Raw genomic sequence first — 13073 nt, forward strand, 5'->3', positions numbered from 1 at the left:
AGATATACCGGGTTACGCAGCCGCGCCGACAGATTCGGCGCGCGTTCGAGTTCGGTCTCGCGGGCCACGTCGTAGACGCGCGCGGTCAGGGTTTTTTTCAGGTAGTCGTGGCGAAGCGCGACGCTATCGGCTGCTTCGACCGCATGTTCGAATTCGAATAACTTCAAGGCAAGCTCCTGGGAGGGCAAGACGAATCAGCAAAGAGTTCACCAGGAGGCAGGCAGAGCGGACATAAAAAAACCCGCCTCGTGGGGCGGGTTAATGTGTCACTGCTACCAGACGCGCGCTAACCCACCATTCGATGAATGATGCTAATAATCAGCGCAATACGGATGTGGGTGCAGTTCATGCGTTCGATCTTCGTTGACTTCGCGCGCTTTGTCAATCCCTGTGCGCGATGTGACAGAAGGCGTGACAGAAGCTGTGAAACTCGCGCCGCACTGAAGTGAAAAGGGCTAACCCTGTCGCAGATCAATGAGCAAGCAAATCGAAAGGTCACGCGAAATAGCGCTTGAAAAGCGGGCCAAAATCAACGATCCCACTACGGCGCTTTACCGCGCGCTACGCTCCGTAACTGAAGCGCAGCACGTAGCACGGGCGACACGTCCTCTCACACAACGATCAGTCGTGCGCGCCACTCTGCTTTTTGAAAGCGACGAGAATGCGCTGCTCCAGCGAATCATAGTTGCCGCCGAAATGGTGGTCGCCCGAAGTACGAATCACGTCGATGCCGGTTTTCGTCAACGCCGGACACAACGTTTCCTTCTCGTCTTCACCGTAGAAGCATTGCACGATGGCAGGCGGGACGCGCGTCAACTCGGGCTGTACTTTCAGAGCCTTGTCGCTAGCCGGCATACCCAGCCAGCCGCCCACCCGAATCTGAAAATCGGCGTCCGGCGCGAAGCCGAGCAATGAAATCAACGACACTTTCGCGCGCTGCGCCTCAGGCAAACGGTTATACGCGAACGGCATCACGTCAGCGCCGAACGAATAACCGACCAGCGCGATGTGCTGCGCATGCCAACGCGTGCCGTAAGTCTGCATCACGCGAGCGAGGTCGCGGCTGGTTTGCGCAGGCGGCTTCTCGCTCCAGAAATAGCGCAGACTGTCCCAACCGATTACCGACACGCCGTCTTTCTGCAAAGCCTGTGCGATGGTTTTGTCGAGATCGCGCCAACCACCGTCGCCGGAAATCACGATCGCCATCAGGCCGTTCGGATGCGCGGCAGGCAATTCGATCAGCGGCAGATCCGAAACATCGTCGTCGCCCGTCGACACGGCTTGCAGATGCGGTGTGACCAGCGACACGAGTCGCGCACGATCGGCGCTAGCGGCTGGGTCCTTTTCGACAAAACCCGGCACCTTGTCGCGAATCACCGTTGGATCCGGCGGACAGGGTTCAAAACGCGCGTCGAGCGTACGCTCGGCATCGACCGACACGGCACCCGCGATCGTATTCGAAGGCGCCTGTTCGAGCACATGCATCGCGAGCGTCGCGCCCTGCCCCGTACCCGCGACGATCGGCGCGAAATAATGGCTCGATTGCGATTGACGTTCGAGTTGGTGACTCAGTGCTTCAGCATCGCCCACCAGTTGATGACAGGTCTCTTTCTTCGCGTTCAGATTGGCCGCGTAACGCGCGGTATCCACGCCGACCGTCAACGCACCGGCCTTGGCGAGCGCATCGGCGCTTTGCTGATCCGCCGGGCTCCAGCCACTGGCCTGCGAATAAAGCACCACAAAACCACGCAACGGACCGGCGGGTTGCGTCACGGTGACGTCGCCATAACGGCCGCCCGGTACGGTACTGGTGGATGCCTGCGCGAACGCCGCACAAGTCACGAGGCCCGCCGCGACGGCGAGCTTGAAGAATGGATGCAATGTCATGAACGCCGGCCTCCCGCCAGCAATGACAGGTCCGCGAGCGTGAAAAAGACGCCCACCGAACCCGACGCCGCGAGATAACGCGGCTCCCAATGCGGCTGGAATTTGCTCTTGAAAGCACGCAGTCCGCGGAAGTTATAGAAGCGGCCGCCGAAGCGCCAGATGATGCCGGCCAGCCGATGCCAACGCGATGCGAGTGGCGTCGGCAACATGCCGGAGAGCGGCGCGATGCCAAGACTGAGCGAGCGGAAACCCGCCTGCTTCAGATGCAGCGCCAGTTGTGTGAACAGATATTCCATTGCGTACGGCGACGCGCTTTCCACATGACGCATCACGCCGACCGTTGCTTCGGTATTCAGATCGGTCGTCATGAAGGTCACGAAAGCAGCGGGTTCGCCGTTCTGGCGAACCAGCATCACCGATTGCGCAGCGAGGTATTCGTCGGTGAATGCGGCCACCGAGAAGCTTTTCTCGCGAGCATCGCGGCTATCGAGCCAGCCATCGGAAATCTGGCGCAGTGTGTCCAGCGACGCCGGCACATTCGCCTGATCGATCACTTCGACCGTAAAGCCGTCGCGCTCACCGCGCTTGAGCGCATAGCGCAGATGCGCGCGGTGCGCGCCCTTCAGATCGAAATCGTCGAGCACGACGTGCGCTTCTTCGCCGAGTTTCATCAGCGTGAGACCGGCGTCGAGATAAAGCGGCAATGCGTTCGCGCGGACCTGATAGAACGCTGCGCGACCGCCATGTGCATGCGCGAGCGCGACGAACTTGCTGATCAGCCCAGCCCACTCTTCGCGCGGCCCAACCGGATCATGCAAAGCGGCCCACGTGCGGCCGTTTTTTGCGTACATCAGGAACGCCTGGCGTGACTCGGAGAACAGAAAACTCTTGTCGCCCATCAGCGCGAGACCCGCGTCGCTGCGCTCCTGCGCGCGCACGATGCGCGCGGCGTCGTGCAGATCTTCGGGCGCCGGTTTGACGAAACGGCCCGGTGCTGGACGCAGCAATTGCCAGAACGAGAACGTCGCGGCGAACAGGCTCGCGGCGAGCGTCGCGCGCAGCGCACGCGGTGCGCGTTCGTCGAATGCAAATTGCCACCACAAGTCCTGCGTGTACGGCACGTCGCGGAAAGCAAACAACATCACCCACGTGGCCAGCATCAGCACCATGGCCACCGACACCAGCCAGCCCGCCGTAAAACGCTCGGCAAACAACGACGAATGACGGTTGAAACGCCGGCGCGTGGACAGCAGCAACACGATCAGCATGCCTAGCACGCCCGCTTCCACGAACGCGAGGCCTTTGGTCAGCGACAACGCGAGGCTCACCACCGCGAGTGCGAGTGTCATCCACCATGCGGCGTCGAGGCGCCGCAGCAAACCACGCGCGACGAACAGCAGCAGTACGCCGAGCACGCTGCACAGCATCTGCGAGCTTTCGATCACCCACAGCGGCACGACGTCGCGCAAGATATGGATGCGTTGCCAGAACGCAGGCGTCGCGCTGGAAATGACCAGCATCCCGCCGACCACGAAGGTCACCAGGCTCAAAAACAGTGGCGCGAGTTTCGCTGCGGCTTGCGCCTGTAGCATCGGCAGGCGCTTTTTCAGCAAGCGGCCTTCGAAACCCGCCAGCAATGCCGCCGACACGATCAGCGGGACACCGAAGTAAATGGCGCGGTACGCGAGCAACGCGGCAAGCATCTGATGCGTTTGCACGTTGCGGCTCAGGGTGAATACCATCGCCGCTTCAAATACGCCGACCCCGCCGGGTGTATGGCCGATCATGCCGAGCAGCATGGCCGCTGCATAGACGGTGATGAAGGTGACGAAGCTCACGTCTGCGTGCGGCAGCAGCGCCCACAATGCGAGCCCTGCCGCTACCACGTCGAGGACCGCGAGCGCGACTTGTGCGAGCAGATCGCGGCGCGCCGGGATATCGAATGAAAGCCACTGCCAGCGGGTGCGAACCGCGCGCGTTTCGCTGCGGCATGCGATGGCCGCGAGCGCGAGCGCCACGAGCAGCGCCGCGCCGATCCAGCGCAGCGTGATGGGCGTGAGATGCAGCATCGGCGCAATCGAGCCGGCCTTGCAGACCATGCCGAGCGCCGTCATCAATACCAGAGCGAGCGCCAGCGAGACGCTCGTGAACACCGTCATGCGGCCGATCTGCGCCGGGGTCACGTCCGCCACGCCGTAGACGCGCGCGCGCACGGCGCCGCCTGTCAACGCGCCGAAGCCGGTGGCATTACCGAGCGCGGAGCCCGCCGTCGCGCCAATCCATAGCGCCATCCGCGGCACGACCGCGCCCAGGTAACGCAGGCCGACCGCGTCGCGGCCGACCAGCGCCACGTAGCTCAATGCAGTGGCGCCGAGCGCGGCGCTCCATTCGCCAGCCGTGAGCTCGCGCAACTGACGGATGACCGAGCGATAGTCGACGGCCTGGGACAAATGCTGGAAGACGAGCAGCAACAGCCCGCAGATAACGAGGGCGAGCACTGGCGAGAGGATGCCCCGGTTGCCGAGGGCTGTCGACGCCCGGCTGAGCATCGCGCCTAACCGGCCGGATTTATCGTTATTGCGACGAAACATGGTCATGCGGGCCTTGCGTGGAGCTGTCGCGACGACGGAACGTCCATCGCGGCGTCGCCTGCTTTTGGCGATTACAAAGGGATAACGGCAAACCGACCAAAAGGTTGACAGGGGTAGTGATTTCCTGAGGAATTAACTCAGCAGGCCATTAAGAGGGCGCGCTTGATGAGGCCGTCAATCGGTAGACGGTCGAACTTACCGATTCGGTTTTGTTTCGATGACGGGAGCAAACCGGAGGATCAACGGTTAAGGCGAGCGCGTGTTGATTGCCATTCGACCCCATTCTGCATGGGTGGGCGCTAGGACCGCGCCGCGTCCATCAACTGCCGCACTGGATGCGGTTCTGGAGCATCAAGGTTTTCCACCGCGCGCCGTAATCGTGAGCAATGGCACGATGAAATGCGCAGCACGTGCCACGTGAAGGCCGGCACATGAAGGGGAACGATAATGGCAGATCAGGATTGGGTGATGGCAGGCGTCTATCTGGTGGGACTGGTGTCCACGCTGCTTTTGATGAGCGCCTTGTCCGCGCGAGCGACGAAGACACGCGCGGAGGCGTCCCGGTCAACCCCCGCCAGCGACTAAAGCGCGTGGCCCTGGCGAACGCGAGGTTCAGAACCCGCGTATGACGACGCCACAAGCCAGCGACCTCGTGCCGGGCGTATCGCCGGTTTTGCAGCATCGGAGCCGCTATGCGAATGGGTGCCGGGTCCTTTTAGAACAACGTCGCGCGCCACGCTGGCGGCAGCCCGCCTGCTAGTTGCAAACGGGCAGAGCGCGAATAAAGGACTGCGGGGAATTACCTGATCGATTCGAGCGCATCACAGACCGCACACGCGGCCCGGCGAGCCCCTTCCTGCACCCGCCTCACCCTGTGGACGTGGACACAGCCCACAACGCCAGTCAGTCTTACTGCGGACGGCGGTGCGCTTCTGCGATGACCGCGCAGTTTTGCAGATGCAGGTTCAGTGCATGCAGCGCCAAAGCGCGCAATTTACCCAACCAGGTTGTATTGCGAGCAGCAGTGGCACGGGCAGCAGCGTTGGAAGCGGTGTTCATGGTCAACTCCTGTTTAGGGTTTATACCTAGGGAATAACCCGATTATAGCGTTCCTATGCCGCGCTGCAACAAAAATTAAACATTGACTAGCGGTGTTGCACGACAGTCACAGCGCCTCTTTCGTCAGAAATTTCACAAGGGGCACCATCAAACGGGCGTCTATTAACAATCCGCACCGTACAGGTGCAATAATGACCCCTTTGCCTGCGACCGCTCGCCGCAAAACCCGCCTTCATGACTGTCGTCCAAAAAGCTCTGATAGCGCCCCTCATCGTCGCGTGCGCGATGTTCATGGAAAGCGTCGACGCGAACGTAATCGTCACCGCGCTACCGGCCATGGCCCGCGACTTCGGGCGCGACCCGGTCACGCTGAAAATCGCGGTCACGAGCTACGTACTCGGCCTCGGCGTGTTCATTCCCGTGTGCGGCTGGCTGGCCGACCGCTTCGGCGCGCGCACCATCTTCCGTACCGCCATCGGCATCTTTGTCACGGGCTCGCTGCTGTGCGCGGCGTCGAATTCGCTCGCCACCTTCACGCTTGCGCGCTTCGTGCAGGGGGTCGGCGGCGCGATGATGGTGCCGGTCGGGCGAATCATCATCTTCCGGGTGGTCGACAAAGCCGACTTTATTCGCGCAATGAACTATCTGAGCGTCCCGGCCATGCTCGGTCCTGCCGCCGGCCCCCTGCTCGGCGGCTTTATCACCACGTATCTGCATTGGCGTCTGATATTTTTTATCAACGTGCCAATCGGCATCCTCGGCATCTATCTGACTAACCGGTTCATCGCCAACACGCGCGAACCGCATCCGGGGCCGCTCGACTGGATCGGTTTCGTGCTGTCGGCGGCGGGCGCCGTGCTGCTGCTGTTGGGGTTGTCGCTGGTAGGCGGCGAACTGATTTCAAATGCGGACGCATTTGGCATGTGTGGAATCGGCGCGGTCCTGCTCGCAATCTATGTGGTCTACGCACAGCGCGCCAAACTGCCGCTGCTCGACTTGCGCTTTTTCAAGGTGCCGACCTTTCAGGCGAGCGTGCTCGGCGGCTCGCTGTTCCGGATCGGCCTTGGCGCGCTGCCGTTCCTGTTGCCGCTGATGTTGCAGGAAGGTCACGGCATGAGCGCATTCCAGTCCGGCTTGATCACCTGCGCGTCGGCGTTCGGCGGCATGTTCATGCGCACGGTCGCCTCCACCGTGCTGCGGCGCTTCGGCTTCCGCTCGGTGCTGGTGGTCAACGCAGCGCTGTCGGGCATCTCGATCGCAGCGTGTGGCCTGTTTTTCCCCGGCACGCCAACATGGCTCATCTGGGTGGTCGTGCTGCTCGGCGGCTTCTTCCCTGCGTTGCAATTCACGAGTCTGAACTCGCTGACGTATGCCGAAATCGCCAGCCGCGACGTGGGGCGCGCCACGAGTCTCGGTAGCGTCGTCCAGCAGATGTCGCTGGGTCTGGGCGTAACGGTCGGCGGTATCGTGCTGCAGATTTCGCGAGTAATGCATGGGCATCCGAGCATCATGTGGTCGGATTTCTGGCCGGCGTTTCTGGTGGTGGGACTGTGCTCGTTTGCGTCGATTCCAGTCACGCTGCGCATGCCGCGCGGCGCGGGCGCGGAGATCTCCCGTGGCGGCCGGGGCTAAGCGCCGCTCCGCCCCCTCGGTCACCTCAGCCACTTCCGTCAGCTTTCTCGCGGTGGCTTGTGGATCACGCTGATATCACCGTTGCGTTCGAGAATCGCCGCGGCCACGTGGTCCATCGAGCGGGCGCCGGTTTTCTGCCGCACGCTTTCGTGAACGTCGGTTCGCGTGATCAGCGCCGCTTCCATCTCGCGTGAATTGAACGCACCGTCGCGAAACACCTCGCGTTCGAGGCCGCCCACCAGCCGCTCGAACCGGCGCCAGTGCACACACGCAAGCGCCAGCAACCGGTGACACGCAACGATGACCAATGACGACACCACCGTCGCGACGAACGGCGACGCGCCGACAATCGCGCGGCTCAGCGTAGCGCCCAACAGGATCACCACCACCGAGTCGAACGGCGAACGTTGCCCAAACGAACGCCGGCCTGATACGCGAATCAGCAGCAATGCAATCACGAACACGACGATCGCGCGCAGACCCATCTGCAACGTATTGAGATCACGGCCCTCGCCGAACAGAACGAAGATCGCATTCATCATGTCGCCCTCCTCGCGGCACGCGGCTGACGGGAGCCGCTCCCCAATCGGACAACCCACGCCGCGCTGGTTATCCGGCCGCCCATGCCGCGAGCGTATCGCCGAAGCCGCCGCTCGCGCGGGCCGCCGCGCGCGCACTGGTAATCACACGCGGCGCGGCGCTCCACGCAATCCGCGCGTTAATCGCAATCAGGCGGTCGACCAGTGCGACATCTTCGCTGCAGGTCAGCGGCGGAAAGCCGCCGGCCTGCCGGTAAGCCTGCGCCGATACACCGAGATTCGCGCCGTGAATATGCCGATGTCCGTCCGCGTCGACATAAGTTTTGCGGAAATATTCGCGCACGCTGTGCGGATGCGCGCTCCAGTCGTCGACGGCGATTGACCCGCAGACCGCGTCCGCGTCGAGCGATAGCTGCGCGACTAGCCATGTCGCCGACACGCGACTGTCCGCATCGGTAAACGCGAGCCAGCGAGCGCCGTCCGCGAGCAGAAAATCGGCGCCGGTGGCCCGCGCAATGCCCACGTTGCGCGCCTTCAGTGTCAACGTCTCGACGCCGTAGGCCCGCGCAATCGCACCGGAAAAATCATTGCAGGCGTCGAGCACGACCACGATCCGCACCGTTTCGCCGTCGAGATCCTCGTGACGCGACGCTTCGAGCAACGCCGCCAGGCATGGCGCGAGCAACGCCTCTTCGTTGTGCGCAGGAACGATCACGCCGATCATAGGAGCCCCTCGCGTTGAGCGACCGAACGTGCGTCGCGCGACCAGACGTCGATCAGCAGATCGGCTTCGTCATGATGCGCGAGACGCGACAGACCGCATCGCGCATCGAACAGCGCATGCGCGGTATCGGCGGATTCGAGTGCTTCGGCAAAGGGCCGCCGCCAGTGACAGGCGAGCAGCGTGCCGTCCGTGGTCAGCGACGCGGCGATCCGCGCGGCCAGCGTTTCGAGTTCATCGGTATGCAGGTAATAGGCGAATTCGCTGATGACGATCAGATCGAACGGCCCAGCTTCGGTCGGCCATTCGAGCGGCACGGTGCGTTGTTCGACACGCACTTGCGGCATGCCGGCGACGCGTTCGCGGGTCAACGTCACGGCGCGCTCATGAAGGTCGGCGGCGAGTAGCGCATCGCAACGCGTGGCCAACTCCGCTGTCAATTCGCCATTCGCGCAACCGGGCTCGAAGGCGTTCCGGTAACGCGGACGCGGCAGCAACGCGAGCGTTAGTGTGCGTTTGCGACGCTCGTACCAGCCTTCGCGCAGATTCCACGGATCGTCGCTCTGCTGATAGAGATCGTCGAAGTATTGGGCCGTCGAGTTCATGCGGGCATCCTCCGCCCAATGAATTTCACCTGGAATCTCAGAGCGTCCATGGCGCGGCTCCCGGCGTGATCGCCTCAACGGCATCAGCGGCTGCCACGAGTTCGCCGAGCGACGCCAGATCGCGCTCCGCGTGACTTTGCCGCAGGAACACCGGCAGATCGGCGAGCGCGCGGGCAAAGCGCGCGTCGCGGCACAGCGGACCCGCGCCGAGCGTGCGCGTCGCGTGAGTCATGACGGCCGTCGCCGCTTCTTCGACTGCGAGACGCGCGCGCATGGCTTCACGCTGTGCATCCGCGAGCGGATTGGCGTCAATCTGCACCGCCGTTTCGCGCAGGACGGCGGCAGCCGACGCGAGGCCGACATCGACCGCACCGAGATGAGCGAGTCGATGTGGATCGGCACGCTGCGCGCAGGCGGCGCGCAGCGTGCGGCCGATTTGTGCAGCAGCCCCGTACCAGCACGCAGCGATCCCTGCGCCGCCGTGCCAGAACCCCGGCCGACGCACATACGCATGCGCCGCGCCGACCAGCGTCGCAGGCGTTTTATCGAACCTGACATCGGCGCTTGCCGTGCTCCGCATGCCGACCGCCTGCCACTTCGAGGTATCGATCGAGATCGATGCGTGATCCATCGCGACGGCGGCTAGCACCGGCTCGTTATCCAGCCACACGGTGACGAGCGCGTGGCTGACGGCCTCCGCGCCCGAACACCATGCCTTGGTCCCGGTCAGATACACCTGCGGGTTATCGGCGGCATTGTTTCGGATTCCTGCGCGGACCGCCTGCACCCGCGCATCGGGCGGTTCGGCAGCCCACACGGCCCAGCGGCTCGCGGCAGGCGGTGTAGGACCGCGCAGTTCCGCGAGGATGGCGAGCGCGTCGGTATGACCTTCGAACAGTTTGACGAGCGACAGGTCGCACGCGGCGACGGCCGCCAGCACGCGCCAGCGGGCCAGCGTCTGGCCCTGAGCGGGGAGCGGCAGCCATGGCGCACGGTCATAGCCATGTTCGACGAGCGTGCGCAAAGCCTCGCCCGGTGAGACGGGATCGTGGGAATCGAGACGCATGCCGCGCAAAACGTGGTCGAGCGATGCAGCAACGGTTCCTTCCTGCTGCAAACCACGTTGTTGCGCAGAGGCCTCTTCAGATGTCGCGCCGGAAATGAAATCGGAATCGGAATCGCGCGGAATTAGCCCGTCGCGGCTGACGCTTTTACCAGCCGGCAATGAAGTATTGCCGGACGTCCCGCCGGAATCTGCAAAAGACCGCGAATTGACGGCGGCCGTACGGTCACGCGTATCGAGCATCGTGCCTCCCTGAAACGCTTCGATCAGCCCGCGCGCTTTCAATTGGCGGCAGAGCATACAAAGCGCACAGCAAGCGTCGTGCCTTAGCGATCAGACACGTGTGCATGTTGCGATCTTCAGGGACTTCGATCTATGCGAAGGTCAGCGCGCACCCCGTTGGCGAGACGGCAGCGCGGCCTCGACTGCGGGCGCGAAACGGTTAGGAAGCCGGCCAAGGAACGCCTAACCCCGCCGCCGCGCCTCCACCCGCGCGAGCAGATCATCGAACAATGCCATCTCCACCGGCTTCACAAGGTGAGCATGAAAACCCGCTTCACGGGTGCGCTCGCGGTCGCTTGCATGACCGAAACCCGTCATCGCCGCATACATCGTGTCGGCCAGCTCAGGCATGTCACGCAGTACGGCGATGGTCGCGTAGCCATCCATCTTTGGCATCGCGATGTCGATCACGCCAAGGTGAGGCGCAAAGCGTGGCCCGATCTGGATCGCCTGCTCGCCGGAGTAGGCGATGCGCACTTCGTGGCCTTTGAGTTCGAGCAGCATCGCGAGGCTGTCGGCGGAATCGTGGTTGTCGTCGACCAGCAGAATTCGCAATGACGGCACCTCCTGCGGTGCGGCGCCTGTTTCATCGGCAGCGGCATCGGCCGGCCCCGCTGCGAGCGGCAAACTCAGCGTGAATGCGCTGCCGCATCCCGGCCCGTCACTGCTCGCAAAAATGCTGCCGCCATGCATTTCCACCAGCGACTTGCACAACGTCAGACCGATGCCGAGCCCCCCCTCGCCCGAACTCTGCGACGCCTTTTCCTGCGCGAACAGTTCGAAAATCCGGTCTAGCGAACGCGCGGCAATACCGCACCCCGAATCGCGCACCTCGATCACCGCCATGTTGTAGTCGATACGGCCCGACACGTCGATGGTGCTGCCCACCGGCGAAAACTTCGACGCATTGTGCAGCAGGTTTTGCAGCACCTGCACGAGCCGTGTCATGTCGCCGCGAATGGTCATCGGATCGACCGGCAGATGCTCGACGACCTGCTGTTCGCGCCCATCGGTGAACGGCCGCGCGGCCTCGGTGGCGCGCGCGACCAACTCTGCCAGATCGACGCGCGCATAGCGCAGCTCGACCTTGTCCGACATGATCCGGCCCACATCGAGCAGATCGTCGACGAGCCGCGTGAGGTGCGTGACCTGACGGTCGATCAGGTCGCGTGAACGCGCCAGCGTGGGGCTCAAACCGACTTCCAGCTGCATCACGCCCACCGCATTGCGCACCGGCGCAAGCGGGTTGCGCAACTCATGCGCAAGCGTCGCAATAAACTCCCGCAGCCGTTCGCTTGAGCGCTCTGCCTCTTCTCGCTGACGCCGCTCAGTCAGATCGCGCGTGACCTTGGCGAAGCCGCGCAACCGGTTCGACTCGTCATGCACGGCCGTGATGTTGACGTTCGCCCAGAAGGTCGTGCCGTCCTTGCGCACTCGCCAGCCTTCGTCTTCCACATGGCCGATCTGCCGCGCGATGGCCAGCTCACGCGCTGGCTTGCCCGCCGCGGCCTCTTCAGGCAGATAAAACTGCGAGAAATGCCGGCCGACGATTTCCTCGCGCATGTATCCCTTGATGCGCGCCGCGCCCGCGTTCCAGCTGATCACGAAGCCTTGCGGATCGAGCATGAAAATCGCGTAATCCTTGACACTGTCGACCAGCAGCCGGAACCGCTCCTCGCTTTGCCGCAACGCTTCGACATACTCGCGCTGCGCGCTCAGGTCGCGGGTGATCTTCGCGAAGCCGGTCAGGACGCCGGCATCGTTACGGATCGCCGTGATCACGACGTTCGACCAGAAGGTCGTGCCGTCCTTGCGAACCCGCCAGCCTTCATCTTCGAAACGGCCGGTCAGCGACGCCTGTTGCAACTCATACGCGGGCCAGCCGCGCGCTACGGCTTCTTCGGTATAAAAGCGCGAGAAATGCTGACCGACGATTTCCGGTTCCGTGTAACCCTGCAGCATCTGCGCCCCGACGTTCCAGCTGACGATGCGCCCCGTGGCGTCGAGCAGGAAGATTGCATAGTCTTCGATCGCCTGCACGAGTTGCCAGTAATCGACGTCGAGAGGCCGGGACGGACGCGTTGCGGCCACACGGGGCGGCTTATCGTTGTCACGGGGAGGAGGAACATCAAGCTGGTTCATTGTGCGAAAGTAGAGGGGTTTTGCCGGAAGCATACACCGCGCGTGGGGCGTTGCCTCGCCCTGTGCCTTATGGTTTCACCCAGGGGCGCACCGATCCAGGTCTGGAGGCGGCGCGACGCAGCGCTGCCGTGCTCGGTGCGAAATATCAGGCCCCGCGCTTGCTACTTCGATGGCTACTTCACTTCGAAGCATCGACCTAAAGGAGCCTCAATTGAAACAAGCCTTCACGACCCTCGCCTTCGCCGCCGCCCTGGCACTTGCCAGCACCGTCGCCCATGCCGAAGGCTGCACTAAAGGCGCCGTGGTTGGCGGCGTCACCGGCCACGTTGCCGGGGATCATGGCGTGGCCGGCGCAGCCGCAGGCTGCGCAGTCGGCCATCACGAAGCGAAGAAGAAAGACAAGGCGGCCAGCGCGGCGGCAGCGGGCGCGAGTCAGCCGGAGGGGAAATAACGTTTAACGCTGAACGGCATTTGAGCCGAACGCCAGGCTCGAATGCGTCACCTCTGGAAAGGCCGGTCGTGACAGCATTGTCGCGACCGGTCCGCCTGAAG

11 protein-coding genes and 1 pseudogene are annotated in these 13073 nt (G+C 63.2%); 3 read left to right on the forward strand and 9 right to left on the reverse strand.

The window, feature by feature from the left end; translation table 11 throughout:
• The 3 genes and pseudogenes from LMG28727_RS13740 to mprF form a co-directional block, all read right to left on the reverse strand.
• Positions 1-167 (reverse strand): annotated as a pseudogene (locus LMG28727_RS13740) (threonine ammonia-lyase, biosynthetic); the annotation flags it as partial.
• A gap of 454 nt (positions 168-621) precedes the next feature.
• A complete protein-coding gene (locus LMG28727_RS13745; protein WP_201642897.1) occupies positions 622-1887 on the reverse strand; it encodes a virulence factor family protein in 1266 nt (421 codons plus the stop codon).
• The gene (mprF, locus tag LMG28727_RS13750) at positions 1884-4436 is read right to left on the reverse strand and encodes a bifunctional lysylphosphatidylglycerol flippase/synthetase MprF (RefSeq protein WP_407945848.1); all 2553 of its coding nucleotides are present in this window, start codon (positions 4434-4436) and stop codon (positions 1884-1886) included. The genes LMG28727_RS13745 and mprF overlap by 4 nt, the downstream gene beginning before the upstream one ends.
• Positions 4437-4925: 489 nt before the next feature.
• Between mprF and LMG28727_RS13755 the strand changes: the two genes are divergently transcribed.
• Complete coding sequence (locus LMG28727_RS13755; protein ID WP_201642898.1) at positions 4926-5063, forward strand: hypothetical protein; 138 nt, start codon at positions 4926-4928, stop codon at positions 5061-5063.
• A 324-nt stretch (positions 5064-5387) separates the two neighbouring features.
• On the opposite strand, the gene LMG28727_RS13760 is transcribed toward LMG28727_RS13755, so the two are convergent.
• Entirely contained in the window at positions 5388-5537 is a 150-nt protein-coding gene (locus LMG28727_RS13760) for a hypothetical protein (RefSeq protein ID WP_201642899.1), read from the reverse strand.
• A gap of 234 nt (positions 5538-5771) precedes the next feature.
• Here LMG28727_RS13760 and LMG28727_RS13765 point away from each other — a divergent pair, with 234 nt between their 5' ends.
• Positions 5772-7169, forward strand: coding sequence for an MFS transporter (locus LMG28727_RS13765; protein ID WP_201642900.1), 1398 nt, complete (start codon positions 5772-5774; stop codon positions 7167-7169).
• 38 nt (positions 7170-7207) lie between these two features.
• Here the strand turns inward: LMG28727_RS13765 and LMG28727_RS13770 are convergent, their stop codons facing one another.
• From LMG28727_RS13770 to LMG28727_RS13790, 5 genes are all read right to left on the reverse strand, one after another.
• A complete protein-coding gene (locus LMG28727_RS13770) occupies positions 7208-7711 on the reverse strand; it encodes a DUF421 domain-containing protein (RefSeq protein WP_201642901.1) in 504 nt (167 codons plus the stop codon).
• 67 nt (positions 7712-7778) lie between these two features.
• Positions 7779-8432: a glycosyltransferase gene (locus LMG28727_RS13775; RefSeq protein ID WP_201642902.1), complete on the reverse strand. Its 654-nt coding sequence runs from the start codon at positions 8430-8432 to the stop codon at positions 7779-7781.
• The gene (locus tag LMG28727_RS13780; RefSeq protein ID WP_201642903.1) at positions 8429-9034 is read right to left on the reverse strand and encodes an SAM-dependent methyltransferase; all 606 of its coding nucleotides are present in this window, start codon (positions 9032-9034) and stop codon (positions 8429-8431) included. Before LMG28727_RS13780 ends, LMG28727_RS13775 begins: the two co-directional genes overlap by 4 nt.
• Positions 9035-9071: 37 nt before the next feature.
• Positions 9072-10340 carry an acyl-CoA dehydrogenase family protein gene (locus LMG28727_RS13785; RefSeq protein ID WP_407945846.1) on the reverse strand — a complete coding sequence of 423 codons (1269 nt, stop codon included), beginning with the start codon at positions 10338-10340 and terminating at the stop codon, positions 9072-9074.
• A 222-nt stretch (positions 10341-10562) separates the two neighbouring features.
• A complete protein-coding gene (locus LMG28727_RS13790; protein ID WP_201642904.1) occupies positions 10563-12521 on the reverse strand; it encodes a PAS domain-containing hybrid sensor histidine kinase/response regulator in 1959 nt (652 codons plus the stop codon).
• 211 nt (positions 12522-12732) lie between these two features.
• Here LMG28727_RS13790 and LMG28727_RS13795 point away from each other — a divergent pair, with 211 nt between their 5' ends.
• Positions 12733-12972, forward strand: a complete 240-nt coding sequence (locus LMG28727_RS13795; RefSeq protein WP_201642905.1) for a hypothetical protein — start codon at positions 12733-12735, stop codon at positions 12970-12972.
• Positions 12973-13073 lie beyond the last annotated feature (101 nt).

The sequence above is a fragment of the Paraburkholderia metrosideri genome (assembly GCF_904848625.1).
Taxonomy (GTDB): Bacteria; Pseudomonadota; Gammaproteobacteria; order Burkholderiales; family Burkholderiaceae; genus Paraburkholderia; species Paraburkholderia metrosideri.

Coding starts and splice junctions, on each gene's coding strand:
- LMG28727_RS13745 (WP_201642897.1), bottom strand. CDS start 1,887: ATGACATTGCATCCATTCTTCAAGCTCGCCGTCGCGGCGGGCCTCGTG.
- mprF (WP_407945848.1), bottom strand. CDS start 4,436: ATGCTCAGCCGGGCGTCGACAGCCCTCGGCAACCGGGGCATCCTCTCG.
- LMG28727_RS13755 (WP_201642898.1), top strand. CDS start 4,926: ATGGCAGATCAGGATTGGGTGATGGCAGGCGTCTATCTGGTGGGACTG.
- LMG28727_RS13760 (WP_201642899.1), bottom strand. CDS start 5,537: ATGAACACCGCTTCCAACGCTGCTGCCCGTGCCACTGCTGCTCGCAAT.
- LMG28727_RS13765 (WP_201642900.1), top strand. CDS start 5,772: ATGACTGTCGTCCAAAAAGCTCTGATAGCGCCCCTCATCGTCGCGTGC.
- LMG28727_RS13770 (WP_201642901.1), bottom strand. CDS start 7,711: ATGATGAATGCGATCTTCGTTCTGTTCGGCGAGGGCCGTGATCTCAAT.
- LMG28727_RS13775 (WP_201642902.1), bottom strand. CDS start 8,432: ATGATCGGCGTGATCGTTCCTGCGCACAACGAAGAGGCGTTGCTCGCG.
- LMG28727_RS13780 (WP_201642903.1), bottom strand. CDS start 9,034: ATGAACTCGACGGCCCAATACTTCGACGATCTCTATCAGCAGAGCGAC.
- LMG28727_RS13785 (WP_407945846.1), bottom strand. CDS start 10,340: ATGCTCGATACGCGTGACCGTACGGCCGCCGTCAATTCGCGGTCTTTT.
- LMG28727_RS13790 (WP_201642904.1), bottom strand. CDS start 12,521: ATGAACCAGCTTGATGTTCCTCCTCCCCGTGACAACGATAAGCCGCCC.